Annotated in this window: 18 protein-coding genes (1 of these 18 running past the window's edge); 9 read left to right on the forward strand and 9 right to left on the reverse strand. The window is 64.7% G+C overall.

The features are described 5' to 3' along the window. Positions 1–96: 96 nt before the first annotated feature. The gene (locus I6F24_RS14740) at positions 97–1,692 is read left to right on the forward strand and encodes an ABC transporter substrate-binding protein (RefSeq protein ID WP_225149376.1); all 1,596 of its coding nucleotides are present in this window, start codon (positions 97–99) and stop codon (positions 1,690–1,692) included. Positions 1,693–1,761: 69 nt separating this feature from the next. Here the strand turns inward: I6F24_RS14740 and I6F24_RS14745 are convergent, their stop codons facing one another. The 7 genes from I6F24_RS14745 to I6F24_RS14775 all read right to left on the reverse strand — a co-directional run bounded on the left by I6F24_RS14745 (position 1,762) and on the right by I6F24_RS14775 (position 10,140). After that, positions 1,762–3,006 carry an acyl-CoA dehydrogenase gene (locus tag I6F24_RS14745; protein ID WP_035997043.1) on the reverse strand — a complete coding sequence of 415 codons (1,245 nt, stop codon included), beginning with the start codon at positions 3,004–3,006 and terminating at the stop codon, positions 1,762–1,764. A gap of 127 nt (positions 3,007–3,133) precedes the next feature. After that, positions 3,134–4,375 carry an acyl-CoA dehydrogenase gene (locus I6F24_RS14750; RefSeq protein WP_035997041.1) on the reverse strand — a complete coding sequence of 414 codons (1,242 nt, stop codon included), beginning with the start codon at positions 4,373–4,375 and terminating at the stop codon, positions 3,134–3,136. Positions 4,376–4,493: 118 nt separating this feature from the next. Next, positions 4,494–5,621 (reverse strand): acyl-CoA dehydrogenase family protein, encoded by a 1,128-nt coding sequence (locus I6F24_RS14755; RefSeq protein WP_225149377.1) that lies wholly within the window; start codon positions 5,619–5,621, stop codon positions 4,494–4,496. 158 nt (positions 5,622–5,779) lie between these two features. Beyond that, positions 5,780–7,651, reverse strand: a complete 1,872-nt coding sequence (locus I6F24_RS14760) for an AMP-binding protein (RefSeq protein WP_109142271.1) — start codon at positions 7,649–7,651, stop codon at positions 5,780–5,782. Between the two features lie 43 nt (positions 7,652–7,694). Beyond that, a complete protein-coding gene (locus I6F24_RS14765; RefSeq protein ID WP_225149378.1) occupies positions 7,695–8,501 on the reverse strand; it encodes an enoyl-CoA hydratase-related protein in 807 nt (268 codons plus the stop codon). Between the two features lie 246 nt (positions 8,502–8,747). After that, positions 8,748–9,506 carry an SDR family NAD(P)-dependent oxidoreductase gene (locus tag I6F24_RS14770; protein WP_024337318.1) on the reverse strand — a complete coding sequence of 253 codons (759 nt, stop codon included), beginning with the start codon at positions 9,504–9,506 and terminating at the stop codon, positions 8,748–8,750. Between the two features lie 55 nt (positions 9,507–9,561). After that, positions 9,562–10,140 carry a TetR family transcriptional regulator gene (locus I6F24_RS14775; RefSeq protein WP_249787271.1) on the reverse strand — a complete coding sequence of 193 codons (579 nt, stop codon included), beginning with the start codon at positions 10,138–10,140 and terminating at the stop codon, positions 9,562–9,564. A 235-nt stretch (positions 10,141–10,375) separates the two neighbouring features. Here I6F24_RS14775 and I6F24_RS14780 point away from each other — a divergent pair, with 235 nt between their 5' ends. Beyond that, positions 10,376–11,548, forward strand: coding sequence for an acetyl-CoA C-acetyltransferase (locus I6F24_RS14780; protein WP_225149379.1), 1,173 nt, complete (start codon positions 10,376–10,378; stop codon positions 11,546–11,548). A gap of 115 nt (positions 11,549–11,663) precedes the next feature. Continuing rightward, entirely contained in the window at positions 11,664–13,208 is a 1,545-nt protein-coding gene (locus I6F24_RS14785; RefSeq protein ID WP_225149380.1) for an acyl-CoA synthetase, read from the forward strand. 128 nt (positions 13,209–13,336) lie between these two features. Here I6F24_RS14785 and I6F24_RS14790 read toward each other — a convergent pair whose 3' ends face one another. Beyond that, positions 13,337–13,879 carry a methylated-DNA--[protein]-cysteine S-methyltransferase gene (locus I6F24_RS14790; protein ID WP_225129028.1) on the reverse strand — a complete coding sequence of 181 codons (543 nt, stop codon included), beginning with the start codon at positions 13,877–13,879 and terminating at the stop codon, positions 13,337–13,339. Between the two features lie 134 nt (positions 13,880–14,013). Between I6F24_RS14790 and I6F24_RS14795 the strand changes: the two genes are divergently transcribed. Then, the gene (locus I6F24_RS14795) at positions 14,014–14,832 is read left to right on the forward strand and encodes an alpha/beta hydrolase (protein ID WP_225111502.1); all 819 of its coding nucleotides are present in this window, start codon (positions 14,014–14,016) and stop codon (positions 14,830–14,832) included. A 2-nt stretch (positions 14,833–14,834) separates the two neighbouring features. Further along, on the forward strand, positions 14,835–15,647 hold the full coding sequence (locus tag I6F24_RS14800; RefSeq protein WP_225129025.1) for an alpha/beta hydrolase: 813 nt from the start codon (positions 14,835–14,837) through the stop codon (positions 15,645–15,647). 1 nt (position 15,648) lies between these two features. Here I6F24_RS14800 and I6F24_RS14805 read toward each other — a convergent pair whose 3' ends face one another. Further along, positions 15,649–16,104 carry a carboxymuconolactone decarboxylase family protein gene (locus I6F24_RS14805; RefSeq protein WP_109145603.1) on the reverse strand — a complete coding sequence of 152 codons (456 nt, stop codon included), beginning with the start codon at positions 16,102–16,104 and terminating at the stop codon, positions 15,649–15,651. Positions 16,105–16,204: 100 nt separating this feature from the next. On the opposite strand from I6F24_RS14805, the gene I6F24_RS14810 reads away from it, so the two are divergent. The 4 genes from I6F24_RS14810 to I6F24_RS14825 form a co-directional block, all read left to right on the forward strand. Next, positions 16,205–17,104, forward strand: coding sequence for a sigma-70 family RNA polymerase sigma factor (locus I6F24_RS14810; RefSeq protein WP_225149381.1), 900 nt, complete (start codon positions 16,205–16,207; stop codon positions 17,102–17,104). Between the two features lie 141 nt (positions 17,105–17,245). Beyond that, entirely contained in the window at positions 17,246–17,923 is a 678-nt protein-coding gene (locus I6F24_RS14815) for a GntR family transcriptional regulator (RefSeq protein ID WP_057028357.1), read from the forward strand. Positions 17,924–18,071: 148 nt separating this feature from the next. Further along, positions 18,072–18,872: a phytanoyl-CoA dioxygenase family protein gene (locus I6F24_RS14820; protein ID WP_036020838.1), complete on the forward strand. Its 801-nt coding sequence runs from the start codon at positions 18,072–18,074 to the stop codon at positions 18,870–18,872. Between the two features lie 153 nt (positions 18,873–19,025). After that, positions 19,026–19,827: the 5' portion of a Gfo/Idh/MocA family oxidoreductase gene (locus tag I6F24_RS14825; RefSeq protein WP_109142262.1), read on the forward strand. 512 nt of this gene lie beyond the right edge of the window; only the first 802 of its 1,314 coding nucleotides appear in the window; its start codon is at positions 19,026–19,028; its stop codon lies beyond the right edge, outside the window.

Genomic DNA, 19,827 nt, shown 5'->3' on the forward strand with positions numbered 1-19,827 from the left:
AGTCCTTGTGATGACGCACGGGCGAAATCGGCGCGCTGCCTATTCTGGCATCAAGATTGCAGGTTTGGTTCCAGATCCCCCCTGGAGCTTTGGGCCATGCGTATTCGTCTATCGACCTGTCTCGCCGTGCTTGCATTGGCGGTGTCCGTAATCACGGCGCACGCCGAAACGGTGGTGCGTTACGGCATCTCGATGGCGGATATTCCACTCACCACTGGCCAGCCAGATCGTGGCGCCGGCGCCTATCAGTTCACGGCCTATACGATCTACGATCCGCTGGTGGCCTGGGAAATGGACGTCGCCGACCGCCCCGGCAAGCTGGTGCCGGGCCTCGCCACCGAATGGAAGGTGGACGACGCCGACAAGACGAAGTGGCGCTTCGCCCTGCGCAAGGGCGTGAAGTTTCACGACGGCAGCGATTTCAACGCCGATGCGGTGATCTGGAATCTCGACAAGGTGCTCAACGACAAGGCGCCGCAATTCGACAAGCGGCAGAGCGCGCAGGTCAAGACCCGCCTTCCCTCCGTCGCCAGCTACGCCAAGATCGACGACTTCACCGTGGAGATCACCACCAAGACGGTGGATTCCTTCTTCCCCTATCAGATGCTGTGGTTCCTGGTCTCGAGCCCGGCGCAATATGAGAAGCTCGGGAAGGATTGGGACAAGTTCGCCAGCCAGCCCTCCGGAACCGGCCCGTTCAAGCTGACGAAGCTGGTGCCGCGCGAGCTCGCCGAGCTCAGCAAAAATTCGGACTACTGGAACAAGAAGCGCATTCCCAAGGCCGACAAGATCGTGCTGGTGCCGATGCCGGAAGCGCTGACGCGCACCAATGCGCTGCTCGCCGGCCAGGTCGACCTGATCGAGACGCCGGCCCCGGATGCCGTGCCGCAGCTGAAGGCGGCGGGCATGAAGCTGGTCGACAACGTCACGCCGCATGTGTGGAATTATCACCTCAGCGTGCTGCCGGGCTCGCCCTGGACCGACATCCGCCTGCGCAAGGCGCTGAATCTTGCGATCAACCGCGACGAAGTCGTCGGGCTGATGAACGGCCTCGCCAAGCCCGCCAAGGGCCAGGTCGACCCGTCGAGCCCGTGGTTCGGCAAGCCCAGCTTCGAGCTGAAATATGATCTCGCCGCCGCCAAGAAGCTGGTGGAGGAAGCGGGCTATTCCAAAGCAAAGCCGCTGAAGACCACCTTCATCATCGCGCAAGGCGGCACCGGCCAGATGCTGTCACTGCCGATGAACGAATTCCTGCAGCAGAGCTTCAAGGAGATCGGCATCGAGATCGACTTCAAGGTGGTCGAGCTGGAGACGCTCTATACGCATTGGCGCAAGGGCGCCGCCGACGAGATGAACGCCGGCATCACCTCCAACAACATCGCCTATGTCACCTCGGATCCGCTCTACGCCATCGTCCGCTTCTTCCATTCGGGCCAGATCGCGCCGGTTGGCGTCAATTGGGGCGGCTACAAGAACCCCAAGGTCGACGCGCTGATCGACGAGGCCAAGCAGACGTTCGACAGCACCAAGCAGGACCAATTGCTGGCGCAGGCGCACGCGCTGATTGTGGACGATGCCACGCTGGTGTGGGTCGTCCACGATACCAACCCGCACGCGCTGTCACCGAAGATCAAGCAGTTCGTGCAGGCGCAGCACTGGTTCCAGGATCTGACGACGATCGGGGTGGAGTGAGCAACACGCAAGGGTGGGCACGGCGCTTTGCGCCTTTGCCCACCCTTGGTGCATGCTCAGCGCGCGCGATCACCGCCCCTTGGTCGGGATCTTGTTGTACGGCACGTCCTTGTCGACGCGGATGTCGCCCGGCAGGCCGAGCACGCGCTCGGCGATGATGTTGCGCAGGATCTCATCGGTGCCGCCGGCGATGCGCATCGAGGGCGAGGACAGCAGCATCTGCTGGAATTGGCCCTGGGCCGTTTCCTCGTCATTTCCGGTGAGAACACCGGCCGCGCCCTGCAGGTCCATGGCGTAAGTCGCGATGTCCTGCAGCATCATGCCCGAGACCAGCTTGCCGATCGAATTCTCCGGGCCCGGCCGCTCGCCCTTCGACAGCGCCGAGATTGTGCGGTAGCTGGTGTATTTCAGGCCGTTCGACTTGGCCGCCCAGCTCGCAAGCTTCGAGCGCACGGCGGGATCGTCGATGGCGAGGCCATCCTCCAGCATCAGGTTCGAGCAGAGCTCGAACATCTCGGGCACGCCGGTCGCGAGCCGCGCACCGATCGACATGCGCTCGTTCATCAGCGTGGTCAGCGAGACGTTCCAGCCGTCGCCGACGGCGCCCAGCCGCTGGCTGTCGGGGATCACGACATCGGTGAAATAGACCTCGTTGAACTCCTGCATGCCGTTGGCCTGCTTGATCGGACGCACCTCGACGCCGGGGCTCTTCATGTCCAGGAAGAACATCGTGAGACCCTTGTGCTTGGGCACGTTGGGATCGGTGCGCGCGATCAGAAGGCCGTAGTCGGAATAATGGGCGCCCGAGGTCCAGATCTTCTGGCCGTTGACGACCCAAACGTCGCCCCTCTTCTCCGCGCGGGTGCGAAGCCCTGCGACGTCGGAGCCGGCAGACGGTTCGGAGAACAGCTGGCACCAGATCTCCTCGCCCGATGCGAGCTTCGGCAAGTAACGGCGCTTGGCCTCCTCGCTGCCGAACGCCATCACGGTCGGGCCGCACATGCCCTCGCCGATCTGGAACGGCTGCGTCAGCTTGCCGTAGACGCCCTCCTCCTGCTGCCAGATCACCTTTTCGATCGGCGTCGCGCCGCGGCCGCCATACTCCTTCGGCCAGTGCAGGCAGGCCCAATTGCCCTCGAACTTCTTCTTCTGCCAGGCCTTGCCGACATCGACGATGTCGCGATTGGCAAGGCGGATGCGGCCGAGCGAGGACTTTGACAGCTCGGCCTGCAATTCCTTCGGCGCATTGGCCTCGATCCATTTGCGCGCGGTCTCGCGGAACGCGGCTTCCTGCGGGGTGTCGTCGAAATTCATGGCGGACCTCTCAATCCTTGCGCGGTGCGTAGGGTGGGTTAGCCGAAGGCGTAACCCACCACTTCTGTCGAGTATCGTTGCGAACGTGGTGGGTTACGCTTCGCTAACCCACCCTACGAATTCGAAGTCATCTTCCCTTCGTCGGGATCTTGTTGAACGGCACGTCCTTGTCGACGCGGATGTCGCCGGGCAGGCCCAGCACCCGTTCGGCGATGATGTTGCGCATGATCTCGTCGGTGCCGCCCTCGACGCGTGTACCCGGCGCACGCAGCAGCATGGCCTGGAAACGGCCCGCCAGTTCGCCATCCTCGCCGCTGACGATTCCGGACGCGCCCTGCAGATCGAGCGCATAGGTCGCAACGTCCTGGATCATGGAGCCGGCCACCAGCTTGCCGATGGAGTTCTCCGGTCCTGGGCGTTCGCCCCTCGACAGCGCCGAGATCGCGCGCATGCTGGTGTATTTCAGCCCGCTTGCCTTCACCGCCCAGTTCGCCAGCTTGGATCGCACCGCGCGATCCTCGATCGCCGGGCCGTCGTCGAGCATCAGGCTGGAGCAGTACTCGAACAGTTCGGGGAAACCGGTCGAGACGGCCGCGCCGATCGCACTGCGCTCGTTCATCAGCGTGGTCAGCGAGACGTTCCAGCCGTCACCGACCTCGCCGAGGCGCTGATGGTCGGGGATGCGGACATTGGTGAAATAAACCTCGTTGAAGTCCGAGGCGCCGCTCGCCTGCTTGATCGGCCGCACCTCGACGCCCGGGCTCTTCATGTCCAGGAAGAACATGGTGAGGCCCTTGTGCTTGGGCACGGTCGGATCGGTGCGCGTGAGCAGGATGCCGTAGTCTGAATAATGTGCACCCGAGGTCCAGATCTTCTGGCCGTTGATGATCCAGTCGTCGCCGTCCTTCTCGGCGCGTGTGCGCAGGCCCGCGACATCCGAGCCGCCGGCGGGCTCGGAGAACAGCTGGCACCAGACCTTCTCGCCGGAGGCGAGCGGCGGCAGATAGGTCCGCTTGTGCTCCTCGCGCGCGAACGCCATCATGGTCGGCCCGCACATGCCGTGACCGATGATGAACATGCGGGACAGCTGGCCGAACGGCCCCTCCTCCTGCTGCCAGATCACGCGCTCGATCGGCGAGGCGCCACGGCCGCCATATTCCTTCGGCCAGTGCAGGCAGGCCCAGCCGGCGTCGGCCTTCTTCTTCTGCCACGCCTTCGCCACTTCGAGAATGTTGGCGTTCTTGAGCACGGTGCGGCCGAGTGAGGATTTGCGCAGCTCGTCCTCGTATTGCTTGGGCGCGTTGGCACTGATCCAGGCGCGGGCGGTGGCGCGGAACTCGGCTTCCTGCGGGGTGTCGTCGAAGTTCATCTTGCTTCTCTGTTGTCCGTAGGGTGGATTAGCCGGAGGCGTCATCCACCAATTCTGTCGAGCACTGCCGGTCGAGGGTGGGTTACGCCTTCGGCTAATCGACCCTACGCACCTGTCGTTACGCTGCGTTCTTCTTCCGCATCCGATCGATCAGCTGATCTTCCCAATAAGTGAGGCTGCCGAGCCCGAGCGCCATCGCGTTGGCGCGGCGATAGTACATGTGGCAGTCGAACTCCCAGGTGAAACCCATGCCGCCGTGGACCTGGATGTTGTTCTTGGCGCAGTGCTGGAACGCCTGCGTCGCGCTGATGCGCGCGGCGGCGGCGGCTTCCGGCAGTTCGGCCGCATTGGTCGAGAGCGCCCAGGCGCCGTAATAGCTGTTGGAGCGCGCCAGCGTCGCCGAGACGTACATGTCCGCGAGCATGTGCTTGACCGCCTGAAACGAGCCGATCTGGCGGCCGAAGGCGATGCGGTCCAACGCGTAGTCGCGGCCCATCTCCAGCGCTCGGTCGGCGCCGCCGACCTGCTCGAACGCGCACAGCACCGCGGCGCGGTCGAGCACCTGGGTGAGGATGCTCCAGCCGTCGCCCGCAGGTCCGAGCGGCTCGGCTTTGGCATCCTTGAAGGTGATCTCGGCCTGTCCGCGGGTCGGATCAAGATTGGTGAGGCTCTTCACATCGACGCCGCCGGCTTTGAGATCGACCAGGAACAGCGAGATGTCATTGTCGCGCCCACTCGATCCCGTGCGCGCGGCGACCACCGCAAAATCGGCAATCGCACCGTCGGCGACCGGCTTCTTGACGCCGTTGAGCACGCCGTTCGCAGCCGTCAGCTTGACGTTCTTCGGCGACGGGTTGCCCTTGCCCTCGAACAGCGCCAGCGTGCCAATGGCCTCGCCGGAAGCAATCGCCGGCAGCCATTTCTTCTTCTGCGCGTCACTGCCGGCGATCAGCAGCGCTTCGGCGGCGAGGTACACGGTCGAGGAAAACGGCACCGGCGCGTTGGCCCGGCCCATTTCTTCCGCGATTACGCACAGCTCAAGATGACCGGCGCCGGCGCCGCCGAACTCCTCGGGAATCGCGACGCCGAGGAAGCCCATCTCGGCGAGGCCTTTCCACAGCTCCTTGTCGTAAGGCGCCTTGCCGTCGAGCACGACACGCACCGCCTTGGGCGAGCATTTCTCGGCGAGGAACTTGCGCGCCTGGTCGCGGAGCTGCTTTTGATCGTCGGAGAAGTCGAAGTTCATGGCGGGCTTACCTCTTATTCGTTGTCATTTATTGCCGTCATTCCGGGGCGCCGCGCAGCGGCGAACCCGGAATCCATTTCGCCACGCATATGCGGCCCGATGGATTCCGGGCTCGCGCTGCGCGCGCCCGGGAATGACGAATGGAGCGAGTGTCGTCTTCATTTCAGCACGATCACATCCTGATCCGGCTTGTCCGCATAGAGCCGCTCCACCAGCGCCGCGCGGCGTTCCAGGCCGGCGCGCTGGTTGATGTAGCCCTTGTCGGTGAGCTCGTTGCCGTCGATCGAGGGCGGCTCGACCATCAGCATCGCGCGCGCGATGATACGGCTGCTGGCCCCTTCGCATTCACGGTTGTGGGCTTCCAGGCCGCGCCTGAAGCAAGCGATCACCTCGGGATGCTTCACAGCATCCGCAAAGCTGAGATCGGGATTGCCGACCAGCTGCCGGCAGGCGTGCAGGTTCGGCCAGGCCAGGAGGCCGATGAAGGGACGGTCCTGCCCCGCGACCAGCGCGTCGTGCACCACGGGCGTGGCGGCCGCGATCGCATCGGTCCGCAGCGAGCCGACATGTACGAATGTGCCCGTGGTGAGCTTGAAGTCCTCCACCACGCGGCCGGCGAAGATGATGCCTTGCACCGGATCGGAATCGTCGACGAAGACGCCGGCATCGCCGATGCAATAAAAACCTTCCTCGTCGAACATCTTCTTCGTCAGCTCAGGCTGGCCGAAATAGCCGGGCGTGACATTGACGCCGCGCAGGCGCAACTCGTATTTCGAGCCGCACGGCACCATCTTCAACTCGACGCCGGGGAACGGCAGGCCGATCAGGCCGACGCGCTCGGTGTCCCAATAGGTGCCGGTCGAGGTCGGCGCGGTCTCGGTCGAACCCCAGCCGGTGTAGAACACGATGCGCTCGCCGGTGGTCTTCACTGCGAGGGCCTGCATGCGCTCGTAGAGATCGTCGGGCAGACGCGCGCCGCCATAGGCCATGATCGAGAGATTCTTGAAGAAGGAACGGCAGAGCGCGTCGTCCTTCTCCATGGCCGCTGCCAGCGCGGCATAGCCGGCCGGCACGTTGGCATAATAGGTCGGCGAGATCTCGCGCAGATTGCGCAGGGTCTCCTCGAACTGGCCCGGCATCGGCCTTCCGTCGTCGATATAGAGCGTGCCGCCGTCGACCAGGATCGGGTGGAACGCGGCATTGCCGCCCATGGTGTGGTTCCAGGGCATCCAGTCCAGCATGGTCGAGATCGGTCCGTTCGGATCGCGCGGCCGCACTTGCATCATCATCGCTGCATTGGCGCACATCATCTCCTGCGTGTTGATGACGGCTTTGGGCATGCCGGTCGAGCCTGATGTGAACAGCAGCTTGCCGACGGTCTGCGGCGTGATCTTCGCGATCGAGGCCTCGACATCGGCCGTGACACGCGTTGCCGCGAGCTCGGCAAAGCTGACGCTCTTGATGCCCTCGCAGGGCCGCGCGACGTGAACCACAGTGACGCCGCTGAGGTCGAGCGCCTTCAGCGCCTTCTCGAAGATCGGTCCGTCCTGCACCATCAGTACGGCCGGCTTGATCAGGTCGAACAGGTACTTGAGCTTGACGTGGTCGTGGCTCATCAACGAGTAGGCCGGCGATACCGGCGCTGCCGGAACGCGCGCCTGCATCGCGGCCTGCGTCATCAGCGCATGCTCGATCGAATTGCCGGAGAGGATCGTGACGGGCCGGCCCTTGAGCTCGAGATTGAGCAGGCCTTGCGTCAGCGCGTCCACGATGCGCTTGGCTTCGCCATAGGACACCTTGCGCCATTCGCGGTTCGGGCCGCCGCGCTGCGCCAGCCAGATGCGCTCGGGTGCTTCCTTGGCCCATTTCGCCAGCGAGGCCGGGATGTGCTTCTCATGAGGCTGCAGCGGAATGCGCGACTTCAGCACCACCGTGCCGTCGCCGCGACGCTCGACGTCGATGTCGCGCGCGAGCCACTGCACCTTGCGAAAGGCGGGCTTCGTCATCACTGCCGCCGCGCTTCCACTCATTTTGCGTCTCCCGGAATTACTGTCCTTTGCGGATCTTCATCGTTCAGCGCCTGATATAGACAGGCTTTCGCTTCTCAAGGAAGGCCCTGATGCCTTCCGAAAACTCTTCCGAGCGGCTGCACAGGACCTGGTTGCGATCCTCCATCGCGATCACAGCTTCCAGCGAGCTGGCATCGACGCTCATGTTGAGGCATTCCTTGGATAGCCGCAGGCCCACGGGCGAGGCCGTCATCATCGCCTCGACATAAGGCGCGGCCGCGTCATCGAGCTTGTCCTCGTCCACGATCTCCGAGACGAGGCCGACCGCGAGCGCGCGCTCCGCTCCGATGAAGCGCCCGGTGAGGATCAGCTCGGATGCGACGGAGACGCCGACGAGGCGCGGCAGAAAATAGCTGGTGCCGATATCGCAGCCGCCGAGCCCGAGCTTGATGAAAGCGCAATTCATCCGCGCCGATCTCGTCGCGATGCGGATGTCGGAGGCCAGCGCCAGCGCGAAGCCGCCGCCGGCCGCCGCGCCCTGCACCAGCGCCAGGATCGGCTGCGGACAGCGCCGCATCAGCATCACGATGTCGGCGATGCGCCGCTGCGAATCCAGCGACTCCGTGACGCCCGGCGGCTCCTGCTGTCCGGCCCGGCGCGCCATCGCAGCTTTGAGATCGAGGCCGGCGCAGAAATTCTTGCCGGCGCCCTTGAGCACGACGACGCGGGTGTCGCGATTGCGTTGCAGGCCCTGGAAATAATCGTTGAGCGCATCGATCAGCGCGGGATCGAGCGCGTTGAGGTGCTCGGGCCGATTGAGCGTCACCCGGTCGACGCCATCGTCATGCTCGATCAGCAGCGGTTGGGACATGGGAGCCTCGCACTTGCCGCGAGTCGCGGCGCCGATTGCTGCGCCCTCTCCCCTTGCGGGAGAGGGCATGTAAATCGCTAGCCGCACAATCGCTTGTGTGAGGGGTCTGCCTCCACAAATGAGATTGTGGAGACAACCCCTCATCCGGCGCCGTAGCCGAAGCTTCGCTTCGGCGTTCTTAAGAACGGCGGCCTAAGGCCGCCTATGCCACCTTCTCCCACAAGGGGAGAAGGAAGAACGAACCGCCTATCGCGGCGCCATGCGGATCGCACCGTCGAGGCGGATGGTCTCGCCGTTCAGCATCGGGTTCTCGACGATGTGCACCGCGAGCATGCCGTACTCGTTGGCATCGCCGAGACGCGAGGGATGCGGCACCTGGGCGCCCAGGCTCTTGCGGGCCTCTTCGTTCAGGCCCATCAGCAGCGGCGTGAAAAACAGGCCGGGCGCAATGGTGTTGACGCGGATCTTCTGGCTGGCGAGATCGCGCGCGGCCGGCAGCGTCAGGCCGACGACGCCACCCTTCGAGGCCGAATAAGCGATCTGGCCGATCTGGCCTTCGTAGGCGGCAACCGAGGCCGTGTTGATGATGACGCCGCGCTCTTCGCCGATCGGCTCCGCGGTGACGAGACGCTCGGCGAACAGACGCAGGCAGTTGAACGTGCCGATCAGGTTGACGTTGATGATGCGCGCGAACTTTTCGAGCGGATAGACACCGTCGCGGCCGACGATGCGCTGCGAGCCGCCGATGCCGGCGCAGTTCATCAGCACGCGGGCGACGCCGTGTGCGGCTTCCGCCTTCGCAATCGCGGCCTTGATCTGCTCTTCGCTGGTGACGTCGGCATGCAGCGCGACGCCCTTCACTTCGGCGGCGACCTTCTCGGCGTTTTCCTTGCTCTGATCGATCACGCCGATCTTGGCGCCCTTGGCCGCCATGGCGCGGGCGGTCGCGGCACCAAGGCCCGAGCCACCGCCGGTGATGAGAACGGCCACGTCTTTCAATTGCATCGCTTGTACCTTTCCTTGAGCGTTTCTTCTCTAGACTCGTCACGTGTCGGCCGGACTATCCGGCCGCAGCGGCTTCCTCGGCTTGCGTGAGGATGCCGCCGCAGATCAGCGTTTCCATGTGCTTGATGTATTGCCGGCAGACATCGTCGGTGACCGGGCCGACGCCGGTCGCGCGGGACATCGCATGCCGGCCGAAGAACAAATGATCGCAGGCGCCGATCAGGCTGGTGTAGAACAGTACCGGATCAGTCGGGCGGAATTCGCCGCGGCTGACGCCTTCAGCCAGCAGGCGGCGGTGGAAGTCCAGGAGCGGCGCAACGAAGAACTTGGAGACTTCGTCGGCAGAGCTCGCGCTGGTTTCGTGCAAGAGATAGTGGATCAGCCGGTTCATATAGGGGAACCGGTGATAGGCGCGGATGATGCCGGCGATATGCAGCTTCAGCTTCGCCGTCGACGTGATCGGCTGCGCCAGCAGATATTCGAGATTGGACATCTCGGTCGCAGCATCCCGCGCGAGCAGCGCCAGCAACAGGCCGTCCTTGTTGCCGAAGTGGTATTTGACCAGCGCGGCGTTGGCGCCCGACTTCTGCGCAATGTCGGAGAGTGAGATCTCGATCGAGGAGCGTTCGATCATCAGCTCGCTCGCGGCCACCAGCAATTTCTCTGCCGTGGAATTTTTCCCGCTGGGGAGCCTGTTCGGTACGCTGGTCGCCACGGAGATCCCTGTTTGGCCGCTGGAAGCGGGGCGCAGATAAGCGCAAGCAGCGCCTCATCACAAGAGTTAATTGATCGATTGACTAAACGATCTCCGGTCCCTTAAATCCGTCTCCGACAAACCAACCCAATCAAGAATTCAGGGAGAGACCGACATGGCCGAGGCTTACATCGTCGCCGCTGCGCGCACCGCCGGCGGGCGCAAGGGGGGCCGTCTCGCCGGCTGGCATCCGGCCGATCTCGCCGCGAAGGTGCTGGACGAGCTGGTCGACCGCACCAAGGTCGACCCGGCTCAGGTCGAGGACGTGATCATGGGCTGCGTGATGCAGGTCGGCGAACAGTCCAACAATGTCGCGCGCAACGCGATCATGGCCTCGAAGCTTCCGGAGAGTGTGCCAGGCACCTCGATTGATCGTCAGTGCGGCTCCTCGCAGCAAGCGCTGCACTTCGCCGCGCAGGCGGTGATGTCGGGTGCGATGGACGTCGTGATCGCGGCCGGGGTGGAGTCGATGACGCGGGTGCCGATGGGCCTGTCGTCGCAGCTTCCGGCCAAGAATGGCTTTGGCAATTACAAGAGCCCGGGCATCGAGAAGAAGTATCCGAATATCGTGTTCAGCCAGTTCACCGGCGCCGAGATGATGGCCGAGAAGTACGGCCTCTCCAAGGACGAGCTCGACCAGTACTCCTACGACAGCCATCAGCGCGCGATCGCGGCGACGCAAGGAGGTCACTTCAAGAAGGAGATCGTGCCGCTCGAGATCACCCGTGCCGACGGCAGCAAGGACACCCACCACATCGACGAAGGCATCCGCTTCGACGTCACGCTCGACGGCATCAAGGGCGTCAAGCTGATCGCCGAGAACGGCAAGCTGACCGCGGCCAGCGCCAGCCAGATCTGCGACGGCGCCTCCGGCGTCATGGTGGTGAACGAGAAGGGCCTGAAGCAGCTCGGCGTCAAGCCGCTCGCCCGCATCCATCACATGACCATGACGGGCGGCGATCCCGTGATCATGCTCGATGCTCCCTTGCACGCCACCAAGCGCGCGCTGGAGAAGGCCGGCATGAAGATCGGCGACATCGACCTGTTCGAGGTCAACGAGGCCTTCGCCTCGGTGCCGACCGCCTGGCTGAAGACCACCGGCGCCGACCCGGAGCGTCTCAACGTCAACGGCGGCGCCATCGCGCTCGGCCATCCGCTCGGCGGCTCCGGCACCAAGCTGATGACGACGCTGGTCCACGCCCTGCACCAGCGCGGCAAGCGCTACGGCCTGCAGACCATGTGCGAAGGCGGCGGCATGGCCAACGTGACGATCGTGGAGCGACTGTAAAAAACAAAAGCGAGCAGTGAGTGGCGAGTAGCGAATGGTGAGTAGGCGAAGAGCGGTTTGCCCTTCTTCCCTATTCGCCACTCGCTACTCGCCATTCGCGTTTTGAGGAAACGCCATGACCCACCCCTGTATCCACGCAAAGACGACGCCCGACAAGATCGCCTACCAGATGGCCGGGACCGGCAAAGCGATCACCTATCGCGAGCTCGACGAGCTCTCGAACCAGGGCGCGCAGCTGTTCCGCTCGCTTGGCCTCAAGGCCGGCGACCACATCGCGCTGTTGATGGAGAACCGGCTCGCCTTCATGGAGCTGTGCTGGGCGGCACAGCGCAGCGGGCTCTATTACACCGCGATCAGCCGCTACCTGAAGCAAGACGAGATCGACTACATCATCGCCGATTGCGGCGCCAAGGTCGTGATCACGACGCCGAAATGCGCTGACCAGATCAAGGGCCTGATCAAAGGCACGCCCGGCGAGCCGATCTTCTACATGATGGACGACCCGCTGCCCGGCTTCCGCTCCTACGACAAGGAAGCCGCCGCGCAGCCGACGACGCCGATCGCCGACGAGGTCGCCGGCTACGACATGCTGTATTCGTCGGGCACCACCGGGCGCCCTAAGGGAATCAAGAAGGCTTTCGAAGGCAACAGGATCGACGTGCCGAACGCCTTCCTCCGCGTGCTCTGCGCCGACATGTGCGGCATGAATGCGGAGAGCACCTATCTGTCGCCGGCGCCGCTCTATCATGCGGCACCCCTGCGCTTCAACATGATGGCGATCGTGCTCGGCGGCACCTCCATCATCATGGAGCATTTCGACGCCGAAGAGTTCCTGAAGCTGGTCGAGAAGTACAAGGTGACGCAATCGCAGCTGGTGCCGACCATGTTCGTGCGCATGCTGAAGCTGCCGGACGAGGTGCGCACGAGGTACGACGTCTCCACCCTGAAGGGCGCGATCCACGCCGCCGCGCCCTGCCCCATCGACGTCAAGGCCAAGATGATCGAATGGTGGGGGCCGATCCTGATCGAGTATTACGCCGGCTCGGAAGGCAACGGCGTCACCGTCTGCAACTCGCAGCAATGGCTGGAGCACCGCGGCAGCGTCGGCCGCGCCGTGGTCGGCAAGATCAAGATTCTCGACGAGAACGATGAGGAGCAGCCGGTCGGCGAGATCGGTACCGTCTATTTCGCCGATGCGCCCGCCTTCACCTATCACAACGACCCCGAGAAGACGAAGAAAGCCTACAACGCCAAGGGATGGTCGACGCTCGGCGATGTCGGTTATCTCGACAAGGACGGCTTCCTCTATCTCACCGACCGCAAGTCCTACATGATCATCTCCGGCGGCGTGAACATCTATCCGCAGGAGACCGAGGACGTGCTGATCACCCACCCTGAGGTCGCCGACGTCGCGGTGTTCGGCGTGCCGAACGAGGAGATGGGCGAAGAGGTCAAGGCGGTGGTGCAGCCCCACGACATGAGCCGCGCCGGCAAGGCGCTGGAAGCCGATTTGATCGCCTATTGCAAGAGCCGCCTCTCCGCCATCAAGTGCCCGCGCTCGGTCGATTTCGAAGCCGAGCTGCCGCGCACGCCGACCGGCAAGCTGGTGAAGCGGCATTTGCGCGATCGGTATTGGCCGAAGACGGCGACGAAGATTTAGGGCGAGCGGCCGCTCTCAACACCGTCATGCCCGGGCTTGTCCCGGGCATCCACGTTCTTTGTACCGCAAAGGAACACGTGGATGCCCGGGTCAAGCCCGGCCATGACGCCGAGCAAGCTTTGGTATCTTCAATCGAACAAGCTCGGCGTGTGGTTCACCAGCGCGCCTTCGATCTCCAGCATCTTCAGCTTCGTGACCACGCCGCCATTCGCCGAGAAGCCGCCGGGCTTGTTGCCCGCGGCGAGCACGCGATGGCAGGGCACGACGATCGGGCACGGGTTGCGGCCGAGCGCCTGGCCGACGTCGCGAGACAGCTGGACGCCGCCGAGCTGTTTTGCGATGTCGCCATAGGTGATGGTCTTACCCGGCGGAATCGCCCGGGCGATGTCGTAGACGCTGCGATTGAACTCGGGCACGCCGTCGAGGTCGAGCGGAATGTCGGTGAGATCATCCGGCTCGCCGGCGAGCAGTTTTGTCATGCGATCGATCGCCTGTTGCACCTCGGCGGTCGGCTCGGCCTCAACGGCGTCGGCATGACGCTGGCTGATGCGGGTGCGGATCTTCTGCTCGCCGCCCATCGGCAATTGCGTGCCGTTGATGCCCCGCGGGCCCCAGGCGATGGCGCACAGGCCGATCCTTGTGTCGAACAGGGCAAAATGCTGGTCGGTCATGTCTAGGTTCCTGGCTTGCTTCCGTTGCAGGCCCCCACTTTGATGTCGTGCCAAATCTAGGCTTGGAAATAGTTGCGATCCACCCGGTTTCCGGGAATCTTGCACAGGCGTTCCAATCCTCTCCCGAGTCCATCATGCAGAGCCTCCACGTCAACGGTTACGACATGCCCTATCTCGACGTGGGCGAAGACAGGGGCCGTCCGCCTCTGGTCTGCGTGCATGGATCGCTGAATGACTTCCGCGTCTGGGGCTGCGTGCTGGGGCCGCTGACGCAGCGGCACCGGGTGATCGCCGTCAGCCTGCGGCACTTCTTCCCGGAGCGCTGGGACGGCGTCGGTGACACCTATTCGATCGCCCAGCATGTCGAGGACGTCATCGCCTTCATCGACAAGCTCGATGTGGGACCGGTCGATTTGATGGGCCATTCCCGCGGCGGGCATATCTGCTTCCGCGTGGCGCAGCAGCGGCCCGATCTCTTACGCCGGCTGATCCTGGCCGAGCCCGGGGGCGAGCTCGATGCCAGCCTTGATCCGGACTACGTCGGCGGCCCCTCGCCGCTGCTGGCGCGCTTCACGGCCTCTGCCGAGAAGATCGCGGCCGGCGATGTCGACGGCGGGCTCGCCGTCTTCGTTGACACGCTGGAAGGCCCAGGCACCTGGCCGCGATTGCCCGCGATGGTGAAGCAGAACCTGCGCGACAATGCCTTTACGCTGATCGGCCAGGTCCGCGACAGCCGCCCGCCGTTCTCGAAGGCGGATGCGGAGGCGATCAAGATGCCGACGCTGTTCATCCTGGGCGCGCGGACCAAGGGCCTCTTGCCGAAAGTGCTGCATGCGCTGGCCACGCATGTGCCCTATTCCAAGACGGCGATCATCCCGAACGCGACGCATCCGATGTTCGAGCAGGCGCCGCAGAAATTCTCCGAAGTGGTTTTGGATTTTCTGGCGAGCTGACCATGCAAAGCTTCCGCGTCAATGGTTACGACATGGCCTATCTCGAGGTCGGTGAGGGCCCGCCACTGGTCTGTGTGCACGGCACACTCGGTGATTTCCGCACCTGGTATTCGGTGCTCGGTCCGCTGTCGAAATCCCATCGCGTGATCGCGGTCAGCCTGCGGCACTTCTTTCCCGAGCATTGGGACGCCGTCGGCGACGACTACAAGATGGCGCAGCACGTCGCCGATACGATTGCCTTCATCGAGCAGGTCAGGCCCGGCCCCGTCGACCTGATGGGCCATTCGCGCGGCGGCCACATCGCCTTCCGCGTGGCGCAGGCGCGGCCTGATCTGTTGCACAAGCTGGTGCTGGCCGAGCCCGGCGGCGATCTCGACCCATCCCTGCCTGTGCCCGAAGGCACGCCCGCGCATCCGTCGCTGGCGGCCCGCACGGCGCGCTCGGTCGAGATGATCCGCGGCGGCGACCTCGAGGGCGCGGTGCGGAATTTCTACGAAGGCATCGAGGGCGACGGTTCCTGGCGGCGCGTGCCGGCTGCGGCCAAGCAACAACTCCGCGACAACGCGCTCACCTTCCTTGGCCAGATCAACGAGCAGCGCCGGCCCTACACCCTCAGCGATGCGCAGGCGATCAGGACGCCGACGCTGCTGATCGGCGGTGGCGCCACCACCGGCAGCCTGTCGGTGATGTGGCGCGTGCTGGCCGCGCACATCGCGGGCGCCGAGACGGCAGTGATCGCGAACGCCGGCCACTGGATGTTCGAGCAGGCGCCGCTCGAGTTCGGCGAGGTGGTGAGCAGATTCCTGACGGAGTAGCTCACACCTTCCACACGCCGACCGGCATCTTGATCGTCGCGTTCAGGCGGTTCCAGACGTTGATCGTCGCGATCGCAACGATCAGCGTGGCGAGCTCGCGCTCGTCGAAGTGCTTGGCGGCTTCGTTCCAGATCGCATCGGGCACCGGATCCTCGCGATCGGCGAGGCGCGTGACGGCTTCGGTCAGGGCCAGCGCGGCGCGCTCGGCGTCGGTGAAGTAGGGTGCCTCGCGCCAGGCGGATACGGCGAACAAGCGCTCGTCGGTCTCACCCAGTCTGCGGGCGACCTTCGGGTGCATATCGACGCACACGCTGCAACCATTGATCTGGCTGGCGCGCAGGTGCACCAGTTCGAGGAGCCTTTCCGGCAGACCCTGCTTTGTCAGGTTGCCGAGGGACTGAAGGACATTCATGGCCTCCGGCAGGACCATGACAGGGTGTTTCATGCGGGCGTGCATCATGTTGCGTCTCCATCTGTCGAATTTCGAAGGTTCCGGTCACATCGGCCGGATTGGCTTCGTTATGGGCATGACGGATCGCGACGAGGGAATGTGACCGATGACCGGAGAAAATTTTCTGACTGAACAGTTCGAGGCGAGCAGGGACCATTTGCGTGCGGTCGCCTACCGCATGCTGGGCTCCCGCGCCGAGGTCGACGATGCCGTGCAGGAGGCGTGGCTGCGGGTCAGCCGCTACGACCTGTCCGACATCGCGAATTTGCGCGGCTGGCTGACCACGGTCGTTGCGCGCATCTGCCTCGACATGCTGCGCGCCCGGAAGTCGCGTCGCGAGGATCCGATGGGTCCGCACGTACCCGAGCCGGTCGACGATACCCGCGAGCGAGAGGCGGAGATGGCCGATTCCGTCGGCGCGGCACTGCTGGTCGTGCTGGAAACGCTGCAGCCCGCGGAGCGGCTCGCCTTCGTGCTGCACGACATGTTCGCCGTCCCGTTCGAGGAGATCGCGCCGATCGTCGGCCGTTCGGTCGATGCCTCGCGGCGACTGGCGAGCCGCGCCCGGCGGCGCGTGCAGGGCGCACCGGTGCCCGAGACGGATCTGACGCAGCAGCGAAGGATCGTCGATGCATTTCTTAAAGCCTCGCGCGAGGGCAATTTCGAAGGGCTGCTCGCGGTGCTGGATCCCGAGGTCGTCTTCCGCGCCGATCAGGCCGCGGTGCGGCTCGGCTCGCTGGCGGAGGTGCGCGGCGCCGAGGCTGTCGCGCAGCTCTACAAGGACCGCGCCCGGACGGCGCGCACGGCGCTGGTCGATGGTGAGTTGGGTGCTGCCGTCATCCTCGGCGGACAGCTGCGCATTGCCCTGCGCGTGACGTTCGTGGGCGAGCGGATCGGGGCGATCGAGGCGGTGGCCGATGCGGACGACATCGCCACGATGGAGGTGGAGGTGCTGGATGGGTCAGATCCGGACCCGTTGTCGCGAAAACAACCCCATGCACAGTAGACGGACTCAGGAAATTCAACAGCTTACCCGGGTGACGTGAAGCCCTTGGGATCGCCCGAGATACGGCTTGACGCTCCACCTTGCCGAGCGTAAGTTCGAATACGGAATTCCGTATTCCTTCGTTCTTCTGGAGCTGCCGGTGTGATCCCTCTCGACCCGCTCCCGAACCTGATCGACCAAGTCTATGCGCGGATCCTGGAGGCGATCTCCGACCGCACGCTTCGGCCCGGCCAGCGCATCCGGCAGAACGAGCTCGCCGATCGGCTCGGCGTGTCGCGCCAGCCGGTGTCGCATGCGCTGCATCTGTTGCATCGGCAGGGCCTGGTCGCCGAGAGCGGCCGCCGCGGCTTTGAAGTGACTCAGCTCGATCCCGCGCGCATCCGTCAGCTCTACGAGGTGCGCGGCGCCATCGACGCGCTGGCGGCCGGGCTGGCCGCTCAGCGCGCGGCCAGCGACGCAGCGGGACGCGCGCGACTGGAGGCAGCGCTCGCCGCCGGGCGCCGCAGCGACCGCGACACCACGCTATCCGAGCTCATCACCCTCGATGTCGATTTTCACCGCGCGATCTATCAGCTCGCCGGCAATCCCGTGATCGAGGAGACCATGGCGCCGCAATGGCCGCACATGCGTCGCTCGATGGCGACGGTGCTCTCCGAGCTCGATTATCGCGCCAGCGCCTGGGCGGAGCATGCCGATATTGCCGCGCACATTTTCAGCGGCAACGCGAAAGCGGCCGAACGCGCCGCGCTCGCGCACGCGCAGACGGCGGGACGGATGACCGAGGAGAGATTGCGGGCGACGGAAGAGGCGGCGGCGTAGCGATTGCCACCGTCATTCCGGGGCGATGCGTAAGCATCGAGCCCGGAATCCATCGGGCGGCAGAGACTGCGGGGAAAATGGATTCCGGGCTCGCGACTTCGTCGCGCCCCGGAATGACAAAAACAAACAAAACCAAGGAGGACGACCCATGAAACTGTCTCAGGAGCAATTGGAGTTCTTCCACCGCGAGGGCTGGCTGTTCCTGCCCGAGCTGTTCGCCCAAGAGGAGGTCGACCTGCTCGCGCGCGAGGCGGTCGCCATCTATGAGGCCAACCGGCCGGAGGTCTGGCGCGAGAAGAGCGGAGCGCCGCGCACGGCCTTTGCCGCGCATCTCTACAACGAGGCGTTCGCGATCCTCGGCGCGCATCCGCGCATGATCGAGCCGGTCGAGCAGGTGTTCGGGGAGCCCGTCTACATGCACCAGTTCAAGATCAACGCGAAATCGGCCTTCACCGGCGACGTCTGGCAATGGCACCAGGATTACGGCACCTGGAAGCGCGATGACGGCATGCCGGAGCCGCGGGCGATGAACATCGCGATCTTCCTCGACGAGGTGATGCCGATCAACGGCCCCCTGATGCTGGTGCCGCGCAGCCAGAACGCCGGCGATCTCGAGGCTTCGCACGATCTTGCCACCACCTCTTATCCGCTATGGACGCTGGACGAGGATACGGTCACGCGCCTCGTCAAGCAGGGCGGCATCGTCGCGCCCACCGGCAAGCCCGGCGGCATGCTGATGTTCCACGGCAATCTCGTGCACGGCTCCAGCGGCAACATCACGCCCTATCCGCGCAAGATCGTGTACCTGACGCTGAATGCGGTCTCGAACCATATCCGCACACCGACACGACCGGATTACATCGCCCATCGCGATTTCACGCCGATCAAGACGGTGGACGACGACGCGCTGCTGCGGCTGGCACGGGCACCACGGCAGGCGGCGGAGTAACCTGTCATTCCGGGGCGACGCGGAGCGTCGAGCCCGGAATCCATCGGGCCGCAGTGCTTGTGGAGAAATGGATTCCGGGCTCGCGCTTCGCGCGCCCCGGAATGACGAAGTTTGACAGTGTCACCTGACAGCCATAGCGATCTCGGATCCCCCATGAACCTCTTCCGCCTCCTGCAAGCCCGCGCATCCGCCGGCAAGCCCGTCCGTGTCGCGCTGATCGGCGCCGGCAAGTTCGGCTCGATGTTCCTCGCACAGGTGCCGCACACGCCGGGGCTGGAGGTGCCCATCATCGTCGACATCGACCGCGACCGGGCCCGCGAGGCCTGCCGGACCGTCGGCTGGGATGCCGAACGCATCGCCGCGACCGTGTTCACCGATGACGGCGCGCGCGCCATTGCCGGCGGCGCCATGGACGTGGTGGTAGAGGCGACCGGCAATCCCGCCGTCGGCATTGCCCACGCGCGCGCCGCGATCGCGGCGGGCAAGCATATCGTGATGGTGAATGTCGAGGCCGACGTGCTGGCGGGCCCGCTGCTCGCCGACGAAGCGCGCAAAGCCGGCGTGGTCTATTCGCTCGCCTATGGCGACCAGCCGGCGCTGACGGCGGAGATGGTCGATTGGGCCCGCGCCACCGGATTTCACGTCATTGCCGCCGGCAAGGGCACGAAGTACCTCCCGGCCTATCACGACGTGACGCCCGACGGTGTCTGGCAGCATTACGGCCTGACCGCGGGCGAAGCGCAGTCGGCCGGCATGAATCCGCAGATGTTCAACTCGTTCCTCGACGGCACCAAATCGGCGATCGAGATGGCCGCGATCGCCAATGCCTGCGGCCTCGACGTGCCCGCGGACGGCCTGGCGTTTCCGCCGTGCGGCGTCGATGATCTGCCGCACATCATGCGGCCGCGCTCGCGCGGCGGTGTGCTGGAGCGATCCGGTGTCGTCGAAGTCGTCT

This window comes from Bradyrhizobium sp. BRP23, assembly GCF_020194135.1.
GTDB lineage: Bacteria > Pseudomonadota > Alphaproteobacteria > Rhizobiales > Xanthobacteraceae > Bradyrhizobium > Bradyrhizobium yuanmingense.